The sequence below is a fragment of the Rhodoferax potami genome (genome assembly GCF_032193805.1).
Lineage (GTDB): Bacteria > Pseudomonadota > Gammaproteobacteria > Burkholderiales > Burkholderiaceae_C > Allorhodoferax > Allorhodoferax potami_A.
Map to the genome: position 1 here is coordinate 1,124,843 of NZ_JAVBIK010000001.1, position 24,787 is coordinate 1,149,629.

The 24,787-nt window shown below is 62.0% G+C and carries 25 protein-coding genes and 1 tRNA gene; 16 read left to right on the forward strand and 10 right to left on the reverse strand.

Going from position 1 to position 24,787, the window contains the following annotated elements:
* From mutY to mutM, 3 genes are read right to left on the reverse strand one after another with little or no spacing between them, the layout of a single operon-like run.
* Complete coding sequence (mutY, locus tag RAE19_RS05395) at nt 1–1,065, reverse strand: A/G-specific adenine glycosylase (RefSeq protein ID WP_313873949.1); 1,065 nt, start codon at nt 1,063–1,065, stop codon at nt 1–3.
* A gap of 2 nt (nt 1,066–1,067) precedes the next feature.
* A complete protein-coding gene (locus tag RAE19_RS05400; protein WP_313873950.1) occupies nt 1,068–3,029 on the reverse strand; it encodes a dynamin family protein in 1,962 nt (653 codons plus the stop codon).
* A 43-nt stretch (nt 3,030–3,072) separates the two neighbouring features.
* Nucleotides 3,073–3,888 carry a bifunctional DNA-formamidopyrimidine glycosylase/DNA-(apurinic or apyrimidinic site) lyase gene (mutM, locus tag RAE19_RS05405; RefSeq protein ID WP_313873951.1) on the reverse strand — a complete coding sequence of 272 codons (816 nt, stop codon included), beginning with the start codon at nt 3,886–3,888 and terminating at the stop codon, nt 3,073–3,075.
* Between the two features lie 39 nt (nt 3,889–3,927).
* Here mutM and RAE19_RS05410 point away from each other — a divergent pair, with 39 nt between their 5' ends.
* The 8 genes from RAE19_RS05410 to RAE19_RS05445 all read left to right on the forward strand — a co-directional run bounded on the left by RAE19_RS05410 (nt 3,928) and on the right by RAE19_RS05445 (nt 10,135).
* Nucleotides 3,928–5,664 (forward strand): tetratricopeptide repeat protein, encoded by a 1,737-nt coding sequence (locus RAE19_RS05410; protein WP_313873952.1) that lies wholly within the window; start codon nt 3,928–3,930, stop codon nt 5,662–5,664.
* Nucleotides 5,661–6,164 (forward strand): outer membrane lipoprotein LolB, encoded by a 504-nt coding sequence (locus RAE19_RS05415; protein WP_313873953.1) that lies wholly within the window; start codon nt 5,661–5,663, stop codon nt 6,162–6,164. The genes RAE19_RS05410 and RAE19_RS05415 overlap by 4 nt, the downstream gene beginning before the upstream one ends.
* A 33-nt stretch (nt 6,165–6,197) precedes the next feature.
* Nucleotides 6,198–7,073 (forward strand): 4-(cytidine 5'-diphospho)-2-C-methyl-D-erythritol kinase, encoded by an 876-nt coding sequence (gene ispE / locus RAE19_RS05420; protein WP_313873954.1) that lies wholly within the window; start codon nt 6,198–6,200, stop codon nt 7,071–7,073.
* Nucleotides 7,074–7,087: 14 nt separating this feature from the next.
* Nucleotides 7,088–7,164: transfer RNA gene (locus tag RAE19_RS05425), tRNA-Gln, on the forward strand.
* 79 nt (nt 7,165–7,243) lie between these two features.
* A complete protein-coding gene (locus RAE19_RS05430; RefSeq protein ID WP_313873955.1) occupies nt 7,244–8,206 on the forward strand; it encodes a ribose-phosphate pyrophosphokinase in 963 nt (320 codons plus the stop codon).
* Nucleotides 8,207–8,308: 102 nt separating this feature from the next.
* On the forward strand, nt 8,309–8,932 hold the full coding sequence (locus RAE19_RS05435; RefSeq protein WP_313873956.1) for a 50S ribosomal protein L25/general stress protein Ctc: 624 nt from the start codon (nt 8,309–8,311) through the stop codon (nt 8,930–8,932).
* Between the two features lie 99 nt (nt 8,933–9,031).
* Nucleotides 9,032–9,712 carry an aminoacyl-tRNA hydrolase gene (gene pth / locus RAE19_RS05440; RefSeq protein WP_313873957.1) on the forward strand — a complete coding sequence of 227 codons (681 nt, stop codon included), beginning with the start codon at nt 9,032–9,034 and terminating at the stop codon, nt 9,710–9,712.
* 24 nt (nt 9,713–9,736) lie between these two features.
* Nucleotides 9,737–10,135 (forward strand): hypothetical protein, encoded by a 399-nt coding sequence (locus RAE19_RS05445; protein WP_313873958.1) that lies wholly within the window; start codon nt 9,737–9,739, stop codon nt 10,133–10,135.
* 30 nt (nt 10,136–10,165) lie between these two features.
* Here the strand turns inward: RAE19_RS05445 and RAE19_RS05450 are convergent, their stop codons facing one another.
* The 6 genes from RAE19_RS05450 to RAE19_RS05475 are packed head-to-tail and all read right to left on the reverse strand — an operon-like array spanning nt 10,166 to nt 14,937.
* On the reverse strand, nt 10,166–10,429 hold the full coding sequence (locus RAE19_RS05450; protein WP_313873959.1) for a YfhL family 4Fe-4S dicluster ferredoxin: 264 nt from the start codon (nt 10,427–10,429) through the stop codon (nt 10,166–10,168).
* Nucleotides 10,430–10,461: 32 nt separating this feature from the next.
* On the reverse strand, nt 10,462–10,929 hold the full coding sequence (locus RAE19_RS05455; RefSeq protein WP_313876183.1) for a universal stress protein: 468 nt from the start codon (nt 10,927–10,929) through the stop codon (nt 10,462–10,464).
* Entirely contained in the window at nt 10,926–11,414 is a 489-nt protein-coding gene (gene coaD, locus RAE19_RS05460; RefSeq protein ID WP_313873960.1) for a pantetheine-phosphate adenylyltransferase, read from the reverse strand. Before coaD ends, RAE19_RS05455 begins: the two co-directional genes overlap by 4 nt.
* Nucleotides 11,415–11,436: 22 nt before the next feature.
* Nucleotides 11,437–12,081 carry a 16S rRNA (guanine(966)-N(2))-methyltransferase RsmD gene (gene rsmD / locus RAE19_RS05465; protein WP_313873961.1) on the reverse strand — a complete coding sequence of 215 codons (645 nt, stop codon included), beginning with the start codon at nt 12,079–12,081 and terminating at the stop codon, nt 11,437–11,439.
* Nucleotides 12,082–12,090: 9 nt separating this feature from the next.
* Entirely contained in the window at nt 12,091–13,443 is a 1,353-nt protein-coding gene (locus RAE19_RS05470; protein ID WP_430962516.1) for a M16 family metallopeptidase, read from the reverse strand.
* A gap of 15 nt (nt 13,444–13,458) precedes the next feature.
* On the reverse strand, nt 13,459–14,937 hold the full coding sequence (locus tag RAE19_RS05475) for a M16 family metallopeptidase (RefSeq protein WP_313873962.1): 1,479 nt from the start codon (nt 14,935–14,937) through the stop codon (nt 13,459–13,461).
* A gap of 28 nt (nt 14,938–14,965) precedes the next feature.
* Here RAE19_RS05475 and ftsY point away from each other — a divergent pair, with 28 nt between their 5' ends.
* From ftsY to RAE19_RS05505, 6 genes are all read left to right on the forward strand, one after another.
* Nucleotides 14,966–16,234 carry a signal recognition particle-docking protein FtsY gene (ftsY, locus tag RAE19_RS05480; protein WP_313873963.1) on the forward strand — a complete coding sequence of 423 codons (1,269 nt, stop codon included), beginning with the start codon at nt 14,966–14,968 and terminating at the stop codon, nt 16,232–16,234.
* Nucleotides 16,235–16,305: 71 nt separating this feature from the next.
* Nucleotides 16,306–17,505, forward strand: a complete 1,200-nt coding sequence (locus tag RAE19_RS05485) for an ABC transporter substrate-binding protein (protein ID WP_313873964.1) — start codon at nt 16,306–16,308, stop codon at nt 17,503–17,505.
* A 122-nt stretch (nt 17,506–17,627) separates the two neighbouring features.
* A complete protein-coding gene (locus RAE19_RS05490) occupies nt 17,628–18,248 on the forward strand; it encodes an OmpA family protein (RefSeq protein WP_313873965.1) in 621 nt (206 codons plus the stop codon).
* A 14-nt stretch (nt 18,249–18,262) separates the two neighbouring features.
* A complete protein-coding gene (locus RAE19_RS05495) occupies nt 18,263–19,147 on the forward strand; it encodes a patatin-like phospholipase family protein (RefSeq protein WP_313873966.1) in 885 nt (294 codons plus the stop codon).
* A gap of 126 nt (nt 19,148–19,273) precedes the next feature.
* On the forward strand, nt 19,274–20,563 hold the full coding sequence (locus tag RAE19_RS05500) for a cache domain-containing protein (RefSeq protein WP_313873967.1): 1,290 nt from the start codon (nt 19,274–19,276) through the stop codon (nt 20,561–20,563).
* A gap of 41 nt (nt 20,564–20,604) precedes the next feature.
* Nucleotides 20,605–21,720 (forward strand): SMP-30/gluconolactonase/LRE family protein, encoded by a 1,116-nt coding sequence (locus RAE19_RS05505; RefSeq protein WP_313873968.1) that lies wholly within the window; start codon nt 20,605–20,607, stop codon nt 21,718–21,720.
* A gap of 5 nt (nt 21,721–21,725) precedes the next feature.
* On the opposite strand, the gene RAE19_RS05510 is transcribed toward RAE19_RS05505, so the two are convergent.
* Nucleotides 21,726–22,610 carry a DMT family transporter gene (locus RAE19_RS05510; protein ID WP_313873969.1) on the reverse strand — a complete coding sequence of 295 codons (885 nt, stop codon included), beginning with the start codon at nt 22,608–22,610 and terminating at the stop codon, nt 21,726–21,728.
* A gap of 68 nt (nt 22,611–22,678) precedes the next feature.
* Here RAE19_RS05510 and RAE19_RS05515 point away from each other — a divergent pair, with 68 nt between their 5' ends.
* Together RAE19_RS05515 and RAE19_RS05520 are read left to right on the forward strand one after the other, a co-directional pair.
* Nucleotides 22,679–23,350 (forward strand): alpha/beta hydrolase, encoded by a 672-nt coding sequence (locus tag RAE19_RS05515; RefSeq protein WP_313873970.1) that lies wholly within the window; start codon nt 22,679–22,681, stop codon nt 23,348–23,350.
* Complete coding sequence (locus RAE19_RS05520) at nt 23,350–24,612, forward strand: Hsp70 family protein (RefSeq protein WP_313873971.1); 1,263 nt, start codon at nt 23,350–23,352, stop codon at nt 24,610–24,612. Before RAE19_RS05515 ends, RAE19_RS05520 begins: the two co-directional genes overlap by 1 nt.
* Nucleotides 24,613–24,787 lie beyond the last annotated feature (175 nt).

A 24,787-nucleotide genomic window follows, 5' to 3' on the forward strand; every position in this document is an offset into this window, starting at 1 on the left:
CTAGCCTTCCAACAGCTTTCGCACCGGGGCAGGCAGGCCAGCCGCAGCCCATTCGGCAGGCGTGAACCAAGCGCCTTCGCCCAAGTCACTTGCTATTAAATCCATAGCGACATGCGCACACTCCACCTGAGCTGGATGCATAAATAGGTCTTTATGCGTGAGCACATGGGTCACTGCAGGCATAAACCGCAAGTCGCCCGCAAACACGGGCGGTAACGCGGCGCGCAACGCGTCTTCACTCTCAAACAGCGGAAAGCACTGCAAGCCCGCCCACACCCCAGGTGTGGGGCGCTTGCTCAGCCACACCGCGCCATCAGCACGCCGTAACCACAAGAGCCACAGGCTCTGGCTGCTACGCTTGAGCTTGCGGGTGCGCACCGGGTAGCGCTCGGCGTCACCCGCCTTGGCAGCGGCGCATTGGCTATTCACCGGGCAGAGCAAACAGCTGGGCCGCTTGGGGCTGCAAAGCGAGGCGCCCAAATCCATCATGCCCTGTGTATAGCGTGGCATCACACGCGGGCCCTCAGTGGCCACCTCGGCCGCGCTGGGCAGCAAGGCTGTGGCCTGGTCCCACAGAGCGCGCTCATTCTTGGTGGAGGCCAGATCGGCGTCAAACCCCAGCACACGGGTGAGCACCCGCTTCACGTTGGCATCCATGATGGCCACCCGCTCATCAAAACACAGCGAGGCAATTGCCGCAGCGGTGGAGCGGCCTATGCCGGGCAAGGTGACCAGCGTCGCCGCATCGCGCGGGAAGGCACCACCGTGCAGCTCCATGACCAGCTGGGCACAGCGGTGCAAGTTGCGGGCGCGGCTGTAGTAGCCCAGGCCGCTCCAGAGGCCCATGACCTCGTCACTGCTGGCGGCGGCCAGTTCTGCCACCGTGGGGCAGCGGGCCAAAAAGCGGTCGAAATAGCCGATGACGGTGGCCACCTGCGTTTGCTGCAGCATGATTTCTGACAGCCACACCCGGTAGGGGTCTTGGGTGTTTTGCCAAGGCAGGCTGTTGCGGCCATGCTGCGCCTGCCAGCGCACCACGGCGGTGGCAAAACTCGGTGTCGCCATAGTCAGACCAGTTCGACGTCGACTTCGGTCAGCGCGGTGCTGCTCTGGTGCGCCGCTACCAGGTAGGAGGTGAGCTCCATCAGCTTGTCGTCCAGCACGTTCAGGGCGTTGCTCTGCAGGTTGATTTCACCAATACGGTCCTCCAGGCCACCCGCGGCCTGAGAGATGCGGTCAATCGCTTCTATGCGGCGCACAAAATTGCGGCGGCGCTCGCGCAGTTGGGCATCGAGCTGCGCTGCTGACGCTTTGCTCCAGAGCTCGACATCCGCCAAGGCGGTTTCGTGGACCGTGCGCAGCCGCGTGGACAAGGCGCGCACCAAGCGGTCTGCAAACTCCGGCTGGGCGAGGCGGAATGCATTGCCCAAGCCCAAATATTGCAGGTGATTGCGTTCGATCGTGTCCAGATCCACCGTGAATCGGGCCATGTCCGGCTGCGCCGGTGGCTGCAGCGAGAAGCCGTATTCGGCGTTCAGCGCGGTAAAGCTGGCCTCCAGCATCGTCTGGATTTCGGCGCACAAGGCTTGCACCCGCTGCAGGTTGGCACGCAGACGGTCAAAGGTTTCGCTGTAAGCCCGCTTGACGCCCAGCTTGAGGCCCTTTTGCAGCAGCGTGTCACCCAGCCCGGCCATTTCTTTCTTGAGCATGGCCGCGCCCAAGATGTTGAACACCTCGCGCAGCAGGCGCAGGTGCACTGAGCGCACCGCATGAATCTTGGCGCCGCCCTGGTCGAACTCGGCCTGCTCTTGCGAGATGCGGTTGCGCATGTGCTTGATAACGTTGGCGTTTTTGCCCTGCAGGCTCTGCAACTCCATCATCTGCTCTGTCAGGTCGCGCTTGCGGATGTTGATGACGCGGCCGGTTTCAGCCCGCAAATCCGTAATTCCGCCCTTCATGGCGGAAGCCAGAATCTGCTGGCGCTTGCCCATCATGCCGTGGCCGAGCACGTCTTCGAGCACCGGCAGGCAGCTCTGGCGCAACAGCGCATCGTCTTCGGTGACTTTGGCGACCAAGCCCTTCTGGGCCGACACCGCAATCACCCGCTCTTTGGGAATACCCAAAATATCAGCGGTGCTGGTGCGCTGGCGGTCGATCTGGGTCTGTATCTGGGCCGGGGTACTGAGGGCGTCCCACAAAGTGTCAATCTTGTTGAGCACCACCAAGCGCGCTTCGGGGTCGGTGGACTCGGTGATCAGGTGCTCGCGCCAGATAGCCAAGTCCGACTTGGTCACCCCAGTGTCCGCGCCCAACATGAACACGACGGCGTGTGCCTGGGGAATCAGGCTGACGGTCAGCTCCGGCTCAGCGCCGATGGCGTTCAGGCCCGGGGTATCCAAAATCACCAACCCCTGCTTGAGCAGCGGGTGGGCAATATTGATGAGCGCGTGGCGCCAGCGCGGCACTTCGACCATGCCTTGCGCATCCACCACGGGGTTGTCTTCAGGGGCTTGGGCATTCCAGAAGCCGAGGGCGCGGGCCTCTTCTTGTGTCGCCCGAATGGTTTCGGCGACTTTCTCCAAGGCCTTGGCCAGTTGCTGGGGGTTGTTCACATCGAGGTCGATGCGGGTCCACTTCTCGGGCGCCATGCGCCATTCCATCAGCGCCTGGGGTTGCAGGCGGGTCTCGATGGGAAGCAGGCGCAGGCAGGGGGGCACCTCAGCGTCATAGCCCATCTCGGTGGGGCACATGGTGGTGCGGCCTGCGCTAGCCGGCATGATGCGCCGGCCGTAGCCCGCAAAAAACAAGGCGTTGATCATCTCGGATTTGCCGCGCGAGAACTCGGCCACAAAGGCCACCATCACCTTGTCAGAGCGCAGCTGGGTCTCTAGGCGCAACAGGCGCTCTTCGACGCCGGCATCCAGCAACTCGTGGTCTTTCAGCCATTCGGCCAGCAGCTTCAGGCGCAGCGCAAACTCACGCCGCCATGTGCCGTGTTGGTCAAATTGATCGTTGAATGAAGTAGCCACGTAGTCCCCCGAGGAATCGGCCAATATAGCACCCCATCCAGCCCTAGCGCTTCTGGCAAATCATGCAGAAATAGGTAGACCGCTGCCCTTGCCGGATCGCTCGCACCGGTGTCGCACACACACGACAAGGTGCGCCTTCACGGCCGTAGACATTGGCCTCCAGCTGGAAGTAGCCACTCTCGCCATTGGCGTTGGAAAAGTCGCGCAGCGTGCTGCCGCCCTTCTCGACCGCGCGGCTCAGCACATCCTTCACCGCCGCATGGAGCTTGGCAACACGGGGCTTGCTGATGCTGTTGGCCGGGCTCGTGGGGCGGATGCCCGCCAAGAACAAGGCCTCGGAGGCATAAATATTGCCCACCCCCACCACCACCTCGCCTGCCAAGAGCACTTGTTTGATGGGGGCTTTGCGCTGCCGCAGCCCCGCTAGAAAGGAGGCCACATCAAAACCATCACCCAACGGCTCTACGCCCAAGTGGCCCAGCAGCTTTTGCGCAACCGGGTCTGACTCACCCGCCGCAAACACCACCGCGCCGAAGCGGCGGGGGTCGTGCAGGCGCAGGGTGCCGAGATCGGTGACCATGTCAAAGTGGTCGTGCACGCCCGCGGGCGGCAAGTGCCGGTCAAAGACCACCGAACCCGACATGCCCAAGTGCACCAGCAGCAAGCCCTCGCTGAGGTCAATCAACAGATATTTACCCCGACGCCGGACGCAACGCACCCGCATGCCTGCTAGCTGTGCTGGCTCACATTGCAGGGGCCAGCGCAAAGGTTTGCCCATGTGCACTGCCTGAATCGTGGCGCCGGTGATGCGGTCAGCAAAACTCCGGCGGGTGACTTCAACTTCGGGCAATTCAGGCATGGGCGCTCTCAGATACGGGGGTTGGATTATTATGGTCTGATGCACCGCACCCAACGCCTCATCGCTATCGCTTCCATCGTGGCCGGACTCATTCCATTCGGGTCCGCGCAGGCTGTGGCGCCAGCGCCCGTCACAAACTCGGACCTCAACGCCGGGCTGATGTACCAGATCCTGGTGGCAGAAATGAGTGCCTTCAATGGCGATGAGACCAACGCGTTCTCCTTGACCCTAGATGCAGCCCGGCGCGCCAATTCACCGCGACTGTACGAGCGGGCGGTGGAGCTGGCCTTGCGCGCCCGAAGCGCGGACTTTGCGCTGGAGGCCGCGCGCGCTTGGCAGCGGGGGTTCCCCAGCTCAAAAGATGCCAATCGCTACATCTTGCAAATATTGATAGGTACGAACCGCCTGTCTGAACTGACCGAGCCACTCAAACGCGAACTCCAAGGCCTCTCGGGCAAGGACCGGGTAGGCACTATTAATGTGTTGCCACGCTATTTCCAGCGGGTAACCGATAAAACACTGGCCGCAGCGGTGCTCGAACAAGCGCTGGCAGCGGACCTGCCCACCACGCTCTACGGACCCGCGGCATGGAGTGCTGTGGGCGTGATGCGAATCGGCGCCGGCAACCTGCCCGGCGCGCTGGAGGCAGCCCAACGCGGCGCCGCGCTGGACGCCAACGCAGAAGAGCCCGCAGTGCTCGCCCTGAATTTGATGGATGCCAAAGCGCCGGCGGCCGAGGCGATCGTGCGCAAATACCTGGCAGGCAATGCGCTGCCCGAAATCCGCATGGGCTACGGGCGGGCCTTGATAGGTGCGCAGCGGTTTGCCGAGGCACTCACCCAAATGCAGCTGATCAACTCGCAAAAGCCTGATTTTGCAGATGCTTGGCTGGTACGTGGGTCTCTGGAAATCCAGGACAAAGGCCCGGTCGCTGCAGAGAAATCACTTAAGCAGTACCTGAGCCTGCTCCCCGCCGAGCAAGACCCCAATGACGAGACCGAAACCGGACGGGGTGCGGTACAAGCCTATTTATTGCTCGCCCAGATTGCAGAACTGAACGGCAAGCCCGACGAAGCCAATGCACTCCTGCAACGGATCAAAAGCCCCCAAGACGCTCTGCGGGTAACTGTGCGCCGCGCCACGTTGATGGCCCGCCAAGGCAAGCTGGACGAAGCCCGTGCCGCGATCCGCAACGCCCCGGAACGACAAGCCGATGACGCCCGCACCAAGCTGGCCACCGAAATCCAGCTGCTCCGCGACTACAAGCAAATGAGCGAGGCCTACACCCTGCTCACAACCGCGGTGCAGACCTACCCGGATGACAACACCTTCGCCTACGACTTGGCCATGGTCGCAGAAAAACTCGGTCGACCCGAGGAGATGGAAACCCTGCTGCGCAAGCTGATTGCCAAAGCGCCGGACTACCACCACGCGTACAACGCATTGGGCTATTCTTTGGCGGACCGTGGCATACGCCTGCCAGAGGCGCGGCAACTGATTCAAAAGGCGCTGGAGTTCGCACCCGCCGACCCCTTTATCGTCGACAGCCTAGCGTGGGTGGAGTTCCGCAGCGGCAATCTCCCCGAAGCACAGCGCCTCTTGCAGCAGGCCTATGCCAGCCGGCAGGACGCAGAAATAGCGGCCCATTTGGGCGAAGTGCTGTGGGTCTCAGGGCAGCGCGAAGCGGCGACCAAAATCTGGCAGCAGGGCTTGGAACTGCAGAAAGACAACGAAACCCTGCGCGAGACTATCCAGAGGCTGAACCCGTCCTTATGAGCTTGGGAATCCGGACCCGAACGCTACTCACGCTCTGGATTGCTATTTTTTCGATAGCGGGTTGCGCACATAAAACGGGCGCAAACAGCACTTTTCCTGCTGAATCGCAGTGGAGCGGCAGGCTGGCCCTCAAAGTGCAGAGCACGCCACCCCAGGCCTTCAGCGCCGACTTTGAATTGGGTGGCTCGGCCGAAGCAGGCCAACTGGCTTTCTACACCCCCCTCGGCACCACTGCGGCAAAGCTGCAATGGGCGCCCGGCACCGCAACCCTCGCGGCAGAAGGGCAAATCCGCCAATTTGACTCGGTAGAGGCCCTGGTGCAGCAAGCCACAGGCGCCGAACTCCCGGTGCAAGCGCTGTTTGATTGGCTCCGGGGTACGGCTACGCCCGTGCCGGGCTGGTCCGTGGACCTGAGTGCCCTGGAGCAAGGTCGGTTGATGGCCCAGCGTGATGACCCTTCGCTGCCGCGTATTGAGTTGCGAATCATTCTGCAGCCCTGAACGACACGCCCAGCAGCGCAGATAATCGCCGCCATGCAGTCGCTCTACGACATTCCCGCCCCCGCCAAGCTCAACTTGTTCCTTCATATCGTGGGTCGCCGCGAGGATGGATATCACCTGTTGCAGTCCCCCTTTATGTTGATTGATTGGAGTGACACCCTCCACTTCGACCTGCGCAGTGATGGCGGCATCAGCCGCGAGGATCTGAGCTGGGCCTTGCCCGAAGACGATCTCGTACTCCGCGCTGCCCGCGCCCTGCAGCAAGCCACCGGTTGCGCCCTAGGCGCCCACATTGGCATCCACAAATCCATCCCGGCGCAAGCGGGCATGGGCGGAGGGTCTTCGGATGCAGCTTCTACGTTGCTCGCCTTGAATCGCCTGTGGAACTTGAATCTGCCGCTGCCCGCGCTGCTGGCGATCGGCCTGAAACTGGGGGCAGATGTGCCCTTTTTCCTCGGCGGAAAGAACGCATGGGTAGAAGGAATCGGAGAAAAACTGACACCCATCGACATCCCGGTTTCGCCTTGGTTGGTCGTGAAACCCGGGGCCGGTTTAGAAACAAAACGAATTTTTTCTGATCCAAGCTTGAAACGTGATTCAGAGTGCGCTACAATCTATGGCTTCGCTGCACACACTTTCGAAAATGTCTTAAAGACAACAAGAAATGATTTGCAGGCCATAGCCCAGATGCTGTGCCCGGAAATGAACCAAGCCCTTCAGTGGCTGAATTCAAAAGGTCTCAGTGGTCGAATGACTGGTTCAGGAAGCGCAGTTTTTGCGCACTGCACTCAGAGCATCGAAATGGGTGATGCGCCTACTGACTGTCAAGTCAGGTTGTGCAGCAGTTTGGATGTTCACCCACTTCAGGGATGGGCACCCAGCGATGGTTTATCGGTGGGTAGCGTTTAGCTACCAACCCGTGTAGGGGAGTCGCCAAGTTGGTTAAGGCACTGGATTTTGATTCCAGCATGCGAAGGTTCGAATCCTTCTTCCCCTGCCAAATTGCTGTTCGGGCCGGTCCCGATGCAGCATGCGATCTGTGAAAAAATAAACCCACTCTCTTCGCTGGACCTCCCCACATGCAGGCATTCACACCCCCTGATTTCATGGTTTTCACTGGCAATGCCAATCCTGGCATGGCGGAAGACATTTCCAAGCACCTCGGCATTTCCCTCGGTGCAGCCACCGTCGGTCGCTTCTCGGATGGCGAGGTCACGGTAGAGATCAACCAAAACGTTCGCGCCCGCGACGTGTTTGTGGTTCAGAGCACTTGCGCTCCTACCAACGAAAATCTGATGGAACTGCTGATCATGGTCGATGCACTCAAGCGTGCGTCTGCTGAGCGCATCAGTGCCGTGATTCCCTACTTCGGTTATGCACGTCAAGACCGTCGCCCCCGCTCTGCCCGTGTGCCTATCACTGCCAAAGTGGTCGCCAACATGCTGCAGGCTGTGGGCGTAGACCGCGTGCTGACCATGGATTTGCACGCTGACCAAATCCAGGGATTCTTTGATATTCCGGTGGACAACATTTATGCGTCCCCCGTGCTGCTGGGCGATTTGCGCCAGAAAAACTACAGCGATCTGATCGTGGTGTCACCTGACGTGGGTGGCGTGGTGCGTGCCCGTGCGCTGGCCAAGCAGTTGAACTGCGACATGGCCATCATCGACAAGCGTCGCCCCAAGGCAAACGTGTCTGAAGTGATGCACGTGATCGGCGAGATCGAAGGCCGCAACTGCGTGATCATGGACGACATGATCGACACCGCAGGCACTTTGGTCAAAGCCGCTGAAGTATTGAAAGCCCGCGGCGCGAAGAAGGTGTATGCCTATTGCACACACCCCATCTTTTCCGGCCCAGCCATTGAGCGTATCGCTGGTGGCGACGCCCTGGATGAAGTCGTGGTGACCAACACCATTCCTTTGAGCGCTGCCGCCGCGCAGTGCACCAAAATTCGCCAACTCTCCGTGGCTCCGCTGATCGCCGACACGATCCAGCGTATCGCCAAGGGAGATTCGGTCATGAGTTTGTTCACCGAGTAACACTACCCGGTGCAAAAAGCAGATATTGCCGGCGATGTGCCGGCGATGTCTTTTTAAAGTCGGAGTCACACTGGTCGCGGTGGACTCTTTTAGGAGTTGATTATGAAATTTGTCGCTTTTGAGCGCGCTAAGCAGGGCACGGGTGCGAGCCGCCGTCTCCGCGTTACCGGTCGTACACCTGGCATCGTTTACGGTGGCACCGGCGAACCCCTCTTGATCGAGCTGGACCACAACGCTTTGTGGCACGCCATCAAGAAAGAAGCTTTCCACTCCACCATCCTGGACATGGAGTTCAACGGCAAGGAAAGCAAGGTCCTGCTGCGTGACGTGCAAATGCACCCCTACAAGCAATTGGTTCTGCACATCGATTTCCAACGCGTGGAAGCCAACACCAAGCTGAGCATGCGCGTTCCTTTGCACTTCAGCGGCCAGGAAAACTCGCCCGCAGTGAAGACTGACTCTTGCCTGATCAACCACGTGATCACCGAGCTGGAAGTGGCTTGCTTGCCTGCTGACCTGCCTGAGTTCATCGCTGTGGACCTGAGCGGTCTGGTGAAGGGCAAGTCCCTGCACGTGAACGATCTGGCTATGCCCAAGGGAACTGTTGCTGTGACTCACGGCAAGCCAAACCCCGTGGTCGTGTCCGTGGTCGCACCTGTGGAAGAAGTGATTGCACCCGTTGCAGCTCCCGCTGCTGACGCCAAGGGTAAAAAAGGCAAGAAGTAATTAACGCTTTGCGTTGAGGACTTAAGAACGGCCCACCTCGGTGGGCCGTTTGCATTGGGGCGTGCTCTACAGCCCCGGTTGTGGGCCATAATTTTTAGCATGATCAAACTATTTGTCGGACTGGGCAACCCAGGCCCGGAGTACGAAGGCACTCGCCATAACGCCGGCTTCTGGTGGGTTGATGCCCTCGCGCGTGAACTCAAGCTGAATCTCTCGATGGACAAGGGCTACCACGGTCTGGTGGCCCGCACTACCCTGCAAGGCAAGACGGTCTGGTTGCTAGAGCCGCAAACGTTCATGAACCTCTCCGGCAAATCGGTGGGCGCGCTGGCCCGCTTTTTCAAAATAGCGCCCCAAGAAATTCTGGTGGTTCACGACGAGCTGGACGTGGTGCCGGGAGAGGCCAAGCTCAAGTTCGGTGGTAGCCACGCCGGACACAACGGTTTGCGAGACATCCATGCCCAGCTAGGCACCGGTGATTACTGGCGCTTGCGCTTGGGCGTGGGACATCCCGGCGTGAAGTCAGAAGTCGTGCACTGGGTCCTCAAGAAGCCTTCGCTCGACCATCGTATTGCCATCGACCAGAGCATTGACCGTTCGCTCAAAGCACTGCCGCACTTGTTGGCCGGAGACATGGACAAGGCCACGATGCTTATCCACACCAGCAAGCCCCCGCGCCCTAAGCCGCCACGCCCCGCTACCCCACCGGTACCGGCTGCAGATGCGGCGGGCTCACTATCCGCAGTACCAAACACATCCACGGTACAAAGCACCCCCTGAGCCCCTGCCCCACCGGAGACCTGTATGCGCCACGCCATAACCTTTGCTATTGTTTTTGCAGCATTAATCGCAACAGGGACAGCGGCTCAAGCCCAAAAAGTCTACAAGTGTGGCAACACCTACAGTCAGACTCCCTGTGGTGATGGCAAAACGCTGGACACAACGGCGCCGGATGCGAGCACAGACATTGCACGCAAACAAACGGTAGACAAAGAAAACAAGCGCCAATTGGCGGCAGCCAAAGCGCTGGAAAAAGAGCGCCTCGCCACCGAAGCCGAGGTTAGAAAGCGCCACGCTCTGGAGGCCAAAGCCTTGGAGCGAGAGAAAGCCCGTACCGCAAAAGGCTCAGGCAAAGACAGCGCAAAGAAGAAAGAGGGACCGCAGTTCTTCACCGCCAAGCAGGTCCCACCTGCAAAGCCTTAACAGCCGGGGTGACCGCTAGCCTGCTAGCCCTCAGGCAGGCTTGATCGCCGCATCCTGCAAGCGCAGGTACTTTTGCATCAAAGTTTCTTTGCTTTCGGTGAAATCGGGGTTCACCGGAATGCAAGACACGGGGCACACCTGTACGCACTGGGGCTCGTCGAAATGCCCAACGCACTCGGTGCATTTATGCGGATCGATTTCGTAAATCTGCTCACCCAAGTAGATGGCCTCATTCGGGCATTCGGGCTCGCATACATCGCAGTTGATGCATTCGTCGGTAATTAACAGTGCCACAGCAGTTCGCGCTCCATGGCAGGATTATCGCCTCAGGGGCTCAAGCCCTCGTCGTCAGCGGGGAGTTTGACGATCACCACCGCCACGGTGCTGGTCCGCAGCACTTCGTTGGCGACTGATCCGACCAAACCGGACCCGAGTGCCCCGGCACTCTCAGCCCCCATCACCACCAGATCTACGCCGTGCCGCTCACCGACCTCAATAGCCATGTGCGCCGGGTCGCCGATCGCGACTTCGGAAACACACTCCACCCCGGCAGCGCTCAGTAGAGCGCGCGCCAGCTCCAGGCAATGCATGCCGGCATCAGTGCTGACCTGGCTCAACACATCGGCGTCGTGTGCCACCACCAACTCATAAAGATTGGCAGGCTCCTGGACATTGACCAACACCACCTCGACCGGCAGGCCTTGGTCCCGGGCGGCTAGCACCCAGTGAACGGCCTCCATCGACAACTCCGAACCGTCAACAGGACTTTCATGGCAGGCTCCTTGAAGGGTCAGGGTGTCAGGCGGTCCATCAAACGGGCATGAACCACCGGGGCCACGAAGGCGGCAACGTCGCCCTTGAGCGTGGCAATCTCCCGGACCAGCGTACTCGAGATGAATTGAAAACGCGAGTCCGGCGTGAGGAAAACCGTTTCTACATCAGGGGCTAAAGACTTGTTCATGCCGGCGAGTTGCGCCTCGTAATCAAAGTCGGTCACCGAACGCACGCCACGCACCATGGCGCGGGCACCATGGGCGACTGCGAAGTCGCGCACCAGCCCACTGAAGCTCTCTACCTGCACGTTGTCGAGCGGCTGGAAGACTTCGCGCGCCATCTCCAAACGCTCGTCGAGACTGAAAAGCGTCTTCTTGTGGTGGGCAACCGCCACTGCCACGATGACCGTCCCGAAGAGACGCGACGAACGACGGATCAGGTCCTGGTGGCCCAAAGTAATAGGGTCAAAGGTTCCGGGGAAAACAGCAATTGTGGCTTGGGGCATGGCAGGGCCTTCTCAAAGGGGCTTAGGGCGCAACCAGCGCTTGCAACAGGTGGGCATGGACCGCGCCCGCCTTCAGATGCCGGTAGACCCGCAGTCCATACGCGCTCAAGGCCTCATCGGTGTAGGCGGCAGGGGACTCCAGATACACCCAGCCACCGGTGGCCAATGCATGGGCACAGGCACCCAGCGCGGGCTCAAACAAGGGTGCATCAAACGGCGGATCGATAAAAATCACATCCAGACTTGCGGGTGCCGCCTGCCGGATCGCCGCAATGCCGTCACCGCGTTGCACCAGCACCATGCCGGCGTTAAGCTGGGATTGGGTCTTTTTGAGCTGGTCGATCAGGGCGGTGTCCTGCTCGATCAATGTCACTTGCTTGGCGCCGCGCGAAGCGGCTTCAAAACCCAGGGCGCCGGTACCGGCAAAGGCATCCAGACAGCGCAAGCCGGTCATGTCCTGGCCCAGCCAATTGAACACGGTTTCACGGACCCGGTCGGGCGTGGGGCGCAGGCCCGGCTTGTCTGCGACCTTGAGTTTGGTGCGCTTCCAGAGTCCGCCAATGATGCGGATTTCGTGGCTCTGAGCCGCCCGGGGGCGTGGGGGGCGCTTGGCGGCGCCTGCAGCACCGCGGGGAGATGTGGTTTTAGAGGAAGCTTTGGCGTTCATGGAGTGAGCTTACCGCACCGGATCCGGCGCACCCAGCACCACGGTGGACATCCGGTCGGGCTGCAGCACACGGGCCATGGCTGCGCGCACATCTGCTGCTGTGAGCTTGTCGATCTGCTGGGTCCAGGTGTCGAGGTAATCGAGCGGCAGGCGGTTCCAGGCGATGTTGGCCACGTTGTCCAGCAACTTCTTGTTGCTGTCGATCCGCAGCGCAAAGCCGCCCATCAAATTGTCTTTGGCGGCTTGCAGCTCCTTGTCAGACGGGCCCTGCGCAACAAACCGGCTCAGCACTTCCCGCACCAAGGCCAGCGCCTGCTCTGCTTGGTCGGGCCGCGTCTGAAGGCCGACGGTAAAGGCACCAGCGTGCAGACCCGGCGCAAAGAAGCTGTACACGCTGTAGGTCAGGCCTCTTTTTTCGCGCACCTCTTCGGTCAAGCGTGCGGTGAATCCGCCGCCCCCCAGAATGTGGTTGCCCACCGTCAGCGCAAAGAAATCAGGATCGTTGCGCTTGAAGCCTGGTTGCCCCACCAGCACATGGGCCTGGGCAGAGGCAAACGCAATCCGCTGGTCACTGGCGGCCGCCAAGGGCTGCACCTCTGGCACCGGTGGTGGTTTCACACAGCCGGCTTGGGGCAAGCGGGCCAGCAACTTGGTCACCAGTGCGTCGGCCTGTGTCCGGTTGAGTGCACCCACGATGCTGACCTGGACCGCACACGCCCGCAGAACACGGGCATGCAAGTCGCGCATGTGCTGCACGTGGGTGCGGAGCAAGCTCGCCTCGGTCGGTTCATAACCATAGGGGTGGTTGCCATACACCGCGCGGTTCAAAGCGCGGGCTGCCAGTGTGGCGGGCCGGGTGTTGGCCTCCTTGAGGCTGGCGATCAGCTTGGGTCGGTCGCGCAACCACGGCGCCTCCGGAAACGCCGGCTCGCCAATCTGACGCGCAGCCAGCGCAACCGCTTGGTCCAGGATATCGGGATAGGTCAAGGACCGCAGCGCGAAGCTCATGCGGTCGGCGCTCGCGCTGCCACCGAAAGAAGCTCCCAAATCCGCCCACGCCTCGCTGAGTTGGTTTTCATCCAGCGCCGGGCCGGCATGGCTGGCGCGCACACCGTTGGAGGTGCTGGTGGCCATCAGATTCGCCAGACCAGGCTGGTCGGCCGGGTCGCGCCGGCTGCCGGCATCCAGATCAATTTGCACATCCACCATCGGGATGGCCGGGCTCTCGACCAGATACACCCGGGCGCCTTGGGGCTGCGTCCAGTGCTGAATGGGAATGCCCGCCCAAGCAAAGTTTATATAAAAAAGGCCTATAGCGCCCGCAATCATTGCGCGAGCAGCTATCAATTTAGGAGTGTTCATGGTGTCGTGTAGTGCTCAGTGCCGCATGCCAGCCGCCGGCGATCGGGGCTTGCGCGCCATCTCCAAAGGCTGGGGAATCAGGGTGGCAACCGTCAGCGCATCGTCCCCGAAGTAACGTGCAGCAGCGGATTGCACCTGCACCGCACTCACCCCGCGAAGCCGCTCCAGCAGCACCGTGTCGCTGCCCAAGGCAAATCCGTTGATCCAACTCACCCCCAACAAGCGGGCCTGGTTAAACACACTGTCTTGCTTGTAGACCTCACCGGCCACCCAACGGTTTTTCACCCGCAACAGCTCGGCCTCGGTCACCCCCTCCTTGGCCACCAGGGCGATCTGGGCGCGCAAGGCGGCCTCCACCTCTGCCGCGGTCTTGCCCGCCGCAGGCACCCCGTAGAGCGTGAAGAGCTGTGGCCCCCGGGCGGTCAACCCGTAATAGGCGCCGGCGCTGTCGGCCACCGAAGGCTCGGTCAATGTCAAGGCACGCGGGAGCCGCGCACCGTCGTAGCCCGACAACACGGCAGAAAGCACTGTCAAGGCCAAAGCGTCTTCGCTGGGCGCATCCATGGGCACGGTCGCTTGGGCAGGGAGCCCCTCGGGCCGCAGACCCGGCACCTTGAAGGACAGCGCCACATAAGCCTGCTCTGCCGGGGCCTTGAGAGCCAAGCGCCGCAAGCCGGCCTGCTCCGGCTCGGTGCGGGGCTTGCGCAGGGGCACCGCACGCGCAGGCAGGCTGCCGTAGTACTTTTCGGCCAAGGCCCGCACGGCATTCACCTCCACATCCCCGGCCACCACCACGGCGGCGTTGGTGGGGGTGTACCAGCGGCGGTAAAAGTCGCGCGCGTCCTCCGGTTGCAGGCTCTCCAGATCGCTCATCCAGCCCACAATCGGGCGGCGATAGGGGTCTGCCTGGTAGGTCACACCGTCCATCGCCTCGTGCAGGCGCGCATGGGGTTTGTCTTCGGTGCGCAGGCGGCGCTCTTCTTTGACCACCTCCAGCTCCTTGCGGAAGTCTTCATCGGTCCAGGTGCTGTTGGCAAAGCGGTCGGCCTCGAGGCGCATCACATCCTCCAGCCGCTGAGAGGGGATCTGCTGGAAGTATCCGGTGTAGTCTTTGCTGGTAAACGCGTTTTCACGCCCGCCCAATGCCGCTACCTGGCGGGAAAAATCGCCGGCTTTGACCGTAGGTGTGCCTTTGAACATCATGTGCTCCAAGACATGGGCCACCCCACTGCTGCCATCGACCTCGTCCATCGAACCCACCCGCACCCACAGCATGTGGACCGCAGTGGGCGCCCGCCGGTCGGGCTTGACGATCAGGGTCATGCCGTTTTTCAAGGTGAACTGCTGCGCCAGCGGTGCGGTCACAGAAACCGGGGGTTTCGCTTGGCCCAATGCCAGAGGGCTCGCACTGATCAGCGCCAGCGCACATGCCCCTGCAGACCACGAAATGCAGGCGCGCCGCAGAGCGCCCGTCAGGTGAAATGGGTGTTTCATAGAATGCTGTGATTCTAGAAACGCACTCATGTTCAGTTTTTTCAAAAAGAAATTCTTTTCCTCGACGACTCCGGCCCCTGAAGCGGTAGCGCCCGACGCGCCTCTGCCCGCCGAATCCCCATCGCCCGCCGCCCCGGCACTGCCCACGGCCTCTGCCCCGGCCACGCCAGCTGCATCGCCCGCCGCGCTGCCTGACGCAGCCCCGGCAGCGCCTGTACCCGCTGCGGTAACCACTGCAGCAGCCAGCCCCGCGGCGCCCGCCGTTGTTGTTGCAGTGCCCGCGCAGGCTGTGCAAACAGCGCCTGCTTCGCCGCCGCCTTCCTGGGGCACTGGCTCGCTGATTGGCAGCGCCTTGGTGGCGCCGATTGAGATTCCCGAGCCACCGGCTACACCGCCTGAGCGCCAGAAGTGGCTCGACAAGCTCAAAGCCGGTCTGGGCAAAACCGCGAGCAGCATCTCCGGTGTTTTCGTCGGGACCCAGATTGACGAGGCGCTGTACGAAGACCTCGAAGGCGCCCTGCTGATGGCCGATGCGGGCGTCTCCGCCACCGAGCACCTGACGGCGGCCCTGCGCCGCAAAGTCAAAGCGACCGGCGTGACCCACCCGACGGCGCTGAAAAATATTTTGATCGCCGAGCTCACCGAGCTACTGCAACCACTGCAAAAGTCCCTGGTAATCGGCGAGCACACGCCCACCGTGGTGATGGTGGCAGGCGTCAACGGTGCGGGCAAAACCACCAGCATCGGCAAGCTGACCAAGCATTTGGCCGACAGCAACGCCAGCGTTTTGCTGGCAGCTGCAGACACCTTCCGCGCAGCAGCGCGAGAACAGCTCACCGTCTGGGCTGACCGCAATACGGTCGAAATCGTCAGCCAAGAAGGTGGCGACCCCGCTGCCGTGAGCTACGACGCGGTCACCGCCGGCAAAGCGCGCGGCAAAGACGTGGTGCTGGTCGACACCGCGGGCCGATTGCCCACCCAGCTGCACCTGATGGAAGAGCTGAAGAAGATCAAACGCGTGATCGCCAAAGCCGACGGCACTGCCCCGCACGAAGTGCTGCTGGTGATCGATGGCAACACCGGCCAGAACGCGGTGCAGCAGGTCAAAGCGTTCGACGACGCGCTCGGCCTCACCGGCCTGATCGTTACCAAGCTAGACGGCACCGCCAAGGGCGGCGTGCTGGCGGCCATCGCCCGCGAGCGGCCGATTCCGGTGTACTTCATCGGGGTGGGCGAGAAGCTTGATGAACTGGAAACTTTCAACGCCCGGGAATTCGCGCAGGCCTTGCTGGCTTAACCCCTGATACCTGCAGTGTAAGAAAACGGGGTTATTTTTCGACTCATGTTTTTTTAAGGACGCTTCGCACCATGACTCTTCGCATCGCACGTCGCCAACTGATCGCCGGCACTGCTGCCGCACTCGCGGCTCCCGCATTCGCCCAATCCACCGCCGCCTGGTCTGCCATTGAGGCCAAAGCCAAAGGGCAAACGGTGTACTTCAATGCCTGGGGCGGGTCGGAGACCATCAACGCCTATATCCAGTGGGCCGCGGGCGAGGCGCAAAAGCGCTTTGGTGTGACGGTGCAGCACGTCAAAATTGCCGACGCGCCGGACATGATCAAGCGGGTGCGCAACGAAAAAGCCGCTGGCAAAACCAACGGCAGCGTGGACATGGTGTGGATCAACGGTGAAAACTTTTTGACCATGAAGCGCGAGGGCCTGCTCTTCGGGCCTTTTGCTGAGAGCTTGCCCTCGTATGCCAAAGTGGACGTGCAAGGCAAACCCACCACCCGCCTCGACTTTGCCGAGCCCACCGATGGCCTGGAAGCCCCCTGGGGCATGGCTCAGCTGACCTTCATGGTCGACAGCAAGCGCACCCCCAAGCCGCCACAAAACCTGGCCGAGCTGCAAGCTTTTGCCAAAGCCAACCCCGGCCGCGTAACCTACCCGCGCCCGCCCAACTTCCACGGCACCACCTTCTTGAAGCAAGTGCTGATGGACGTGAACACCAATCGCGACACACTCTACAAACCAGTCACCACCGACGCGTTTACCAAAGCCACCGCTCCCCTGTGGGCAGCGCTGGACCAGATGCACCCGCACCTGTGGCGCAGCGGCAAGCAGTTCCCCAACAACGCTGAGGCGATCCGCCAGATGCTGGCCGATGGCGAAGTAGCAATTGCACTCACCTTCAACCCCAACGACGCTGCAAATGAAATCGCGGCCAAGCGCCTTCCTGCGAGCATCACCAGCTATCAATTCAGTAGCGGCACGATCGGCAATACGCACTTCGTTGCGATTCCGGTCAACGCGACTGCCAAAGAAGGCGCGCAGGTATTCGCCAACTTCTTGCTCAGCGCAGAGGCGCAAGCCCGCAAGGCTGATATCGCTGTCTGGGGCGACCCGACGGTGCTCGCGCTCGACAAGCTCAGCGCCAGCGAGCGCGCTGCATTCGCGGCTAAGCCTTTGCCCGGCCAAGTAGAAAAGCCGGCACCTGCTATTCCAGAGCCCCACGGCAGCTGGGTCGATGCGCTGGAAAAGGAATGGACCAAGCGCTACGGGGCATGAGAAATAGTTCGCAGATCGGCGAACTATTTCCAATGTTTGTAAGCAATTGCTAGACAGACCCACGGCTTAGGCGTTTCAATGCGTCTGGGCCAGTTGGCGGCCTTTTATTTGGATCTGTCTGTATGTCTTACCTCTCCCGTTCTACCCACGCCGCGCGTCTGTGCACCACAGTTGCCGCCCTCGCCTTCACCGGCGCATTGCTGAGCGCTTGCCAGCAGGCGCCAGTGGTGCCAGCCACCCCGGTCTACACCGGGCCGACCTTGCCGATTGCCCAGTCGGAGCGTGGTGTTCAGATTTTTCTGCCGAGCTCGGCCTTGTTTGAGTCGGGCAAGTCCAGCCTGAACGTCACAGAGTCCTCCGCCTATTTGCAGCGTGTTGCGGTGTTGATCAACACCAAGACCGACAAAAATGTGATCCTCGAAGGCCACACCGACAACCTTGGCAACGAAGCCCTGAACCAAGAACTCTCGGAAGCCCGTGCCCGTAGCGTGCGCCAAGCCTTGATCGCCCAAGGCATTGATGCCAAGCGCCTGAGCACCGCAGGCTACTCGTTCAACCGCCCTGTGGCCTCCAACGCCAACGACGAAGGCCGCAAACTCAACCGCCGTGTCGAGGTGGTGATTCTGGAAGAAAAAGTGGAAAACATCACCCGTGGAGAAGCGCCCAACGCCTTCGAGAACGCCTGGGACCGCCTCAAAGCCATGATGGACAAGGGCTTGATTCAACCCGTGATGGGCAAGTGATGGGAGCGCCCGGCATGCTGCGTCGCACTTTCGCCCGTCAACTGGCCACCGGTGTGGCGGCAGCCTCCGCCCTCGCCCTCTCAGGCCCCGCCGCCGCGCAGGCCACACCCCGGCGCACCGGCAAGCTCGGGCTTGTGCTGGGTGGCGGGTCCGCGCGCGGGTTTGCGCACATCGGTGTGCTCAAGGCGCTGGAAGAAAGCGGCTACAAGCCCGATGTGGTGGTTGGCACCAGCGCCGGCTCTCTGGTGGGCGCTTTCTATGCGGCGGGCTTCAGCCCCTGGCAAATGGAAGAAGTCGCCCTCAAGGTGCGTGATATCGATGTGGCCGACTTCAACTCGGCCAACAAACGCGGCATGTTCGCAGGCGAGGCGCTGCAAAAGCTGATCAACGAATACGTGCGCAACCAACCAATTGAAAAGCTCAAGCTCACGTTCGGCGCTGTGGCCACCAACTTGAACAACGGTGACGCGGTGCTCTTGCGCTCCGGCGATACCGGCCAGGCGGTGCGGGCGTCGAGCGCGATTCCGGGCGTTTTTGTGCCGGCCGTTGTGGGCGGTGTGGAGCTGGTCGATGGCGGCTTGGTGAGCCCCCTGCCGGTGCGATTTGCGCGCACTTTGGGCGCCAGCCAAGTCATTGCAGTGGACGTGGGCACCAAACCCCAGAACAACGTGGGCCATGGCCTCTACGAAGTGATCTTGCAGTCGTTTGAAATCATGGGCCGCGCACTGACCAATCTGGAGGCCAAAGAAGCCGACGTATTGATCCGGCCAGACACCGCCCGCTTCAGCAGCACCGACTTCGGTGCACGCAAAGACCTGATCCAGGCAGGCTATGTGGCCGGGCGAGCAGCCGTGGCAGAGATGAAAAGCAAGATTCCCCCCAACGCCCGGGGCAACTGAACCGGCTGGCGTGCCACCGTGGCCGCTTAGCACGGCGGTGGCACCCGGCCCTGGCCACGGGGCCACAATAGCGCTATGCCGCCTACTGCCCCACCTTCCTCTGCGCCGGTCGTCAGCGCATCGCACATGCTCCGCACACACCACATCAGTCTTGCGCTGGTGATAGGGGGCGTGACCCTGGCCTTGTTACTCGGGAGTTGGGCGGAATACAACCGCCAGAAAAGGGCCCTCAGCTGGGCACTCAGTGCCCAAGGGGAGCAGCTACAAACCGCCCTCAACGGGCCGCTGGATGCCGCACGCCAGCATGTGGCCGGCATGCGCCAGAGCGCCGAGCGCAACCTGCGTCAAGCCGGTTTTGTGGATGCCAGCCTGGCCGAGCGCCTGGAGCGCCGCAACCTCGCGCCCCTGCGGGATGCGCCTTGGGACCGGATGCCGCAAGACCTGGTCAAAGACATGGGTTCCATCCATGTGAACCCCAGCGCAGGCGGAGATTACCGGCGCGAGCTCAATGCCCCTTTGGGGGCGCTCGGACAGGTTGTTGCCGCCCACAACACCCAATCCCGCTTGGTGTGGAGCTATTTTTACGACGCGCCGCAGCGCTGGCGCTGGGTGTACCCCGCGCAATCGCGCGATGAGGTGTTTGCCGCCACCGGCAAATCCGACATGGGCACCGCGCTCGCCGTGTTCTGGGAGGCACAAGGCGCCCGCCCCGTGGAGGCAGCGGGCCCTACCCGCAACCCGCAAAAGGAACCGGTCTGGACCCTGCCACATACAGACACGCTCAAGGGCATTCCAGTGGTTTCCGTGTTGGCGCCGGTGTACGCCGGCAACGCCTATGTAGGCGTCATGGGAACCGACTTGGCAGTCGACGCGCTCAACGCCGTCATGCAACAACACCCGCTGACGCTGGGCCAAGCCTGGGTGATCGACACCGAAGGCCGCACCTTGGCCGCCAGCGACAGCAAAGCGGCGCTGCCTGCGGGCCCCTACACCACCGAAGCCGGCTGGCTCCGGTTCGCCTTGCGGGGCTCGCCCTTCAGCCTGGTGATTTACCAGCCGGCAGAGGCCATGGCATCGCAAGCACTCAGTAAAACCTGGCCCATGTTGTTGACCGGCCTCCTCGGGCTGCTGGCCACTGCAGGCACTGCGCTGTGGCTGAGCCGGCGCTTTACGCAGCCGGCCTTGCAGTTGGCCGACTATGTCCAGAACGCCGAGGGGCCCAACATCAAGCGCCCACCCAAGGTACCGGCCCTGTGGAAGCCCTGGTTTGTGCGGGCAGGACGCGCCGCCATCGACCGGCGAGACCAGCTGATGCACCACCACCAGCGCAGCAGCCAGCTGGAAAAACGCGTCGCACAGGTCGAGGCTCAGGCCCGCACCAGCGACAGCGCTCACGACAACCACAGCAAAATCTAAATGCATTCGCCCGAGTATTCGGGCTCTCAGGGAAACACGCTTTGAAGAAACTTTTGAACCTCGTTTTGGGGGTCGTGGGCTGCGCCACGCTGTATCTGCTCTTGTGGCCAGTCCCGGTGAGCCCCGTGGCGTGGGATGCGCCCACCGCACCCGGCTATCAAGGCCCCCACGCCGTCAACGACCGGCTGAGCGGTTTAAAAATGATCAACCTGCACGGCGAAGTGGGGCCGGAACACATCCAGTTCGGCCGCGACAGCAAGCTCTACACGACGGTGGCTAGCGGCAACATCTTGCGCATGGAGGCCGACGGCAGCGCGCAGCAGGTGTTTGCCAACACCGGTGGTCGGGTGCTCGGTTTTGACTTTGATGCAGAGGGCAACCTGATTGCGGCGGATGCGTTCAAAGGGCTGCTGTCCATCGCGCCGGACGCCAAAGTGACCGTGCTCACCGACACGGTGAACGGCGACCCGATCCGCTATGCAGATGCGGTGGTAGTCGCTCAAAACGGCAAGATGTATTTCAGCGATGCATCCACCCGCTTTGCACCCAAAGATTGGGGCGGCACCTTCGAGGCAAGCCTGCTCGACATCGTGGAGCAGTCCAGCACCGGTCGCATTCTGGAATACGACCCTGCCACCAAAGCCACCCGCCTGGTCGCGACCGGCTTGAGCTTTGCCAACGGCGTGGCACTGAGCCAGGACGAGCAGTCACTGTTTGTGAACGAAACCGGCAAATACCGGGTCTGGAAGATTGCGGTCAGCGCCCACCAGCTCGACGTGCGCACACTTGACACCCACACCCAAGGCACCACACAAGCCCGGGTGCTGCTGGACAACCTGCCCGGCTACCCTGACAACCTGATGCGCGGCCTAGACGGAAAGATCTGGCTGGGCTTTGCCAAGCCCCGCAACGCCACCATCGACAACTTGTCGGCCATGCCATGGCTGCGCAGCCTCACTCTGCGCTTGCCGCGCGTGCTGTGGCCCATCCCCAAGGCCTACGGCCATGTGATCGCCTTCACCGAAGACGGCAAAGTAGTGGCCGACCTGCAAGACCCGAGCGGCAGTTACCCCGAAACCACGGCGATTACCGAAACCAAAGACCGCCTGTATGTGCAGAGCCTGCACGCCCACGGGCTGGGCTGGCTGCCCAAGTAAAGCGCTTACTGCACCAGCCCGGCCGCCACCGCTGGCGGCTCGCGCTTGGCAGTGACCGCGCTGCCGGCTGCAGCACCCATGATGAACACAATCGCCCACCACTGCTGGGCGCTGAGTTGCTCATGGAGCAACATCAGGCCTAACAAGGCCGCCACCGCCGGCTCCATGCTGGTCATGATGCCGAAGGCCTCTTGCGGCAGGCGCTTGAGGGCCACCATCTCCAGCGAGATAGGTAGGGCGCTTGAGATCGCGGCCACCACCAGCCCGATCCATAAAACGTGTGGATCCAGCAGAGCCGCACCCGCGTGCCAGATGCCAAAGGGCACTACGGTAATGGCGGCCACCGTGAGCCCCAGTGCCACCGAGTGGCCTGCGTGCAAATGGCCCACCCGCTTGCCGAACACGATGTAAGCGCCCCAAAACGCGGCGGCCGCCAAGGCATAGAGCACGCCGGTCACATCCAGCGACTGCACGTTGCCGCCGAACGGCAGCAATAGGCCCAGACCCGCAATCGCCAGCGCCAGCCACACAAAGTCCACCGGCTTGCGCGACGAATAGAGGGCCACCGCCAAAGGCCCCGAAAACTCAATCGCCACCGCAATGCCGAATGGAATGGTGCGCAGCGACATGTAAAACAGCAAGTTCATCAGCCCCAGCGCCACGCCGTAACGCAGCAGTGACATGCGGTCGGCCGGCGCCAGTGCCCAGCGCCAGGGCCGCCAGATCAGCAAGAGCAACAGGGCCGAAAACCCCACGCGCAAGGCGGTGGTGCCCAGGGACCCGACCACGGGAAAGAGCTGTTTGGCGATCGACGTGCCCAGCCCCAAGGCGGTGACAGAACCCAAAACCGCCAACAAAGGCAGCACATGATGAAAGCGGTGTGAAGACATGCCTTGACGATAACCGCTGCAACTCGGGTATAAACCCGTCTCCCAAATTCAATACCAAGGCCCGCGCCATGACTGCCCTGCTCGACTGCATCGAACTCGAATCCGCCCCCAACCCCACGGCCGCCGTCATCTGGATGCACGGGCTGGGCGCTACCAGCGATGACTTTGCAGGCCTGGTGCCCGAGCTGGACTTGGAAGGCTGCCAGCCTATCCGCTTTGTGTTTCCGCAGGCGCCCAGCATCCCGATCACCATCAACGGTGGCTATGTGATGCCCGGCTGGTACGACCTGTATGGCATGGACCTGGTGAGCAAGCAGGATGCGGCGGGCATCCAGCGCTCTGAGGCGGCGATTGCGGCCCTGGTGGATCGCGAAGTGGCCCGTGGCATCGCGGCCGATCACATCGTGTTGGCGGGTTTTAGCCAAGGCTGCGCCATGGCACTGCACACCGCCTTGCGCCTGCCACACAAAATTGCGGGCGTCATGGCCCTGTCCGGCTACCTGCCGCTGGCAGACCGCTTTGCCACCGAGCGCAACGCCGCCAACGCATCTACCCCCATCTTCATGGCCCACGGCACCCAAGACCCGGTGGTGATCTTGAAGCGCGGCGAAGACTCGCGCGATGCACTGGCCGCCCTCGGCCACAAGGTGCAGTGGCACACCTACCCCATGCCGCACAGCGTGCACCCGCGTGAGATTGCTGACATTGCCGCCTTTTTGAAGCAGGTGCTGCCCGCGTGATGGAGACTGTTCGCCCCCTGGTGCTGGGCATTGACTTCGGCACCTCGAATTCCGCCTGTGCACTGATCGACGCGCAAGGCGCCTTGCAGGTCATCCCGCTGGACGGCGCTAAGGCTGAAATGCCCACCGCCCTGTTTTTTGCCAGCGAAACCCACAGCGTGCTCTTTGGAGCCGAGGCCATGCAGGCCTACCTGAATGGCACTGAGGGTCGCTTGCTGCGCTCGCTCAAAAGCCTGATGGGCAGCCGCCTGATGGACGAGTACACCGCCGTGGGCGATAAGAGCATCCGCTTCTTTGACATCGTGGTGCTGTTCTTCAAAGAGCTCAAGCGCCGGTGCGAAGCCCATGTGGGCCAGCCCCTGACCCACGCCATGCTGGGCCGCCCGGTGCACTTTGTAGACGACGATGCCGAGCGCGACCAGTTGGCACAAGAGACGCTGGGCCGCGCCGCGACAGAGGCCGGCTTCACCCACATTGCCTACCAGCTCGAACCCATTGCCGCCGCGCTGGACTACGAGCAGCGCGTAGCCAAAGAGACTACGGCACTGGTAGTGGACATTGGCGGCGGCACCTCCGACTTCACGGTGATCCGCCTCAACCCCGAGCGCAGCGCGCAGGGCGACCGCACCGCAGACATTTTGGCCACCACAGGCGTGCACATCGGCGGCACCGACTTTGACCGCTTGCTGGACCTGACCACCGTCATGCCCCACTTGGGCTACAAGCACGTAGGCACCGGCGGGCGCATTGTGCCCAGCAGCGTATTTTTTGACCTGAGCACTTGGCACCTGATTCACCAGGCCTACACCCGCAAGTCCATGCACTTTGCGAAGGAGCTGTGGACCGACTACACCGACCAGGCCCTGCACCGCCGCCTGATGGATGCGCTGGAAGAGCAGCACGGCCACCGCATGCTGGCTAGCGTGGAAGCCGCCAAGATTGCCTGCTCCATCAGCGGTGATGGCGCGGTGGTCAACCTCGACTTTCTGGACCGCAGCCTGGCCCCCACGGTGGACGCGGCGAACATGGAATCCGCCCTGCACGCCTCGCTGGCGCAAGTGGTGCAGTGCGCCCAGGACTGCGTGGCCGCTGCCGGCCTGCAGGCCGTGGACGCGGTGTACCTGACCGGTGGTTCTTCCGCACTGCGCACCCTGATCGCAGCGCTTCGCGCTGCCATGCCCGAAGCAACGCTGGTGGAAGGCAACCGCTTTGGTGGCGTAGCCGCCGGGCTGGCGTGGGCGGGTGCGGTTCACCCGTATTGAGGCACAGCCACCTCAGTGCGAATTTGCTATATTTTTAATAGCTACTCGCGGCTTATTTATCTGGGCTAGAGGTACTTTTCACTCTAAATTGAGTGGTAAGCCTAGCGCTCTTATCAGCCCCGTCTTGTGGGCGGCGTCCGCCTCGGCCCGACGAAAGACGACGATCAGGTCAACG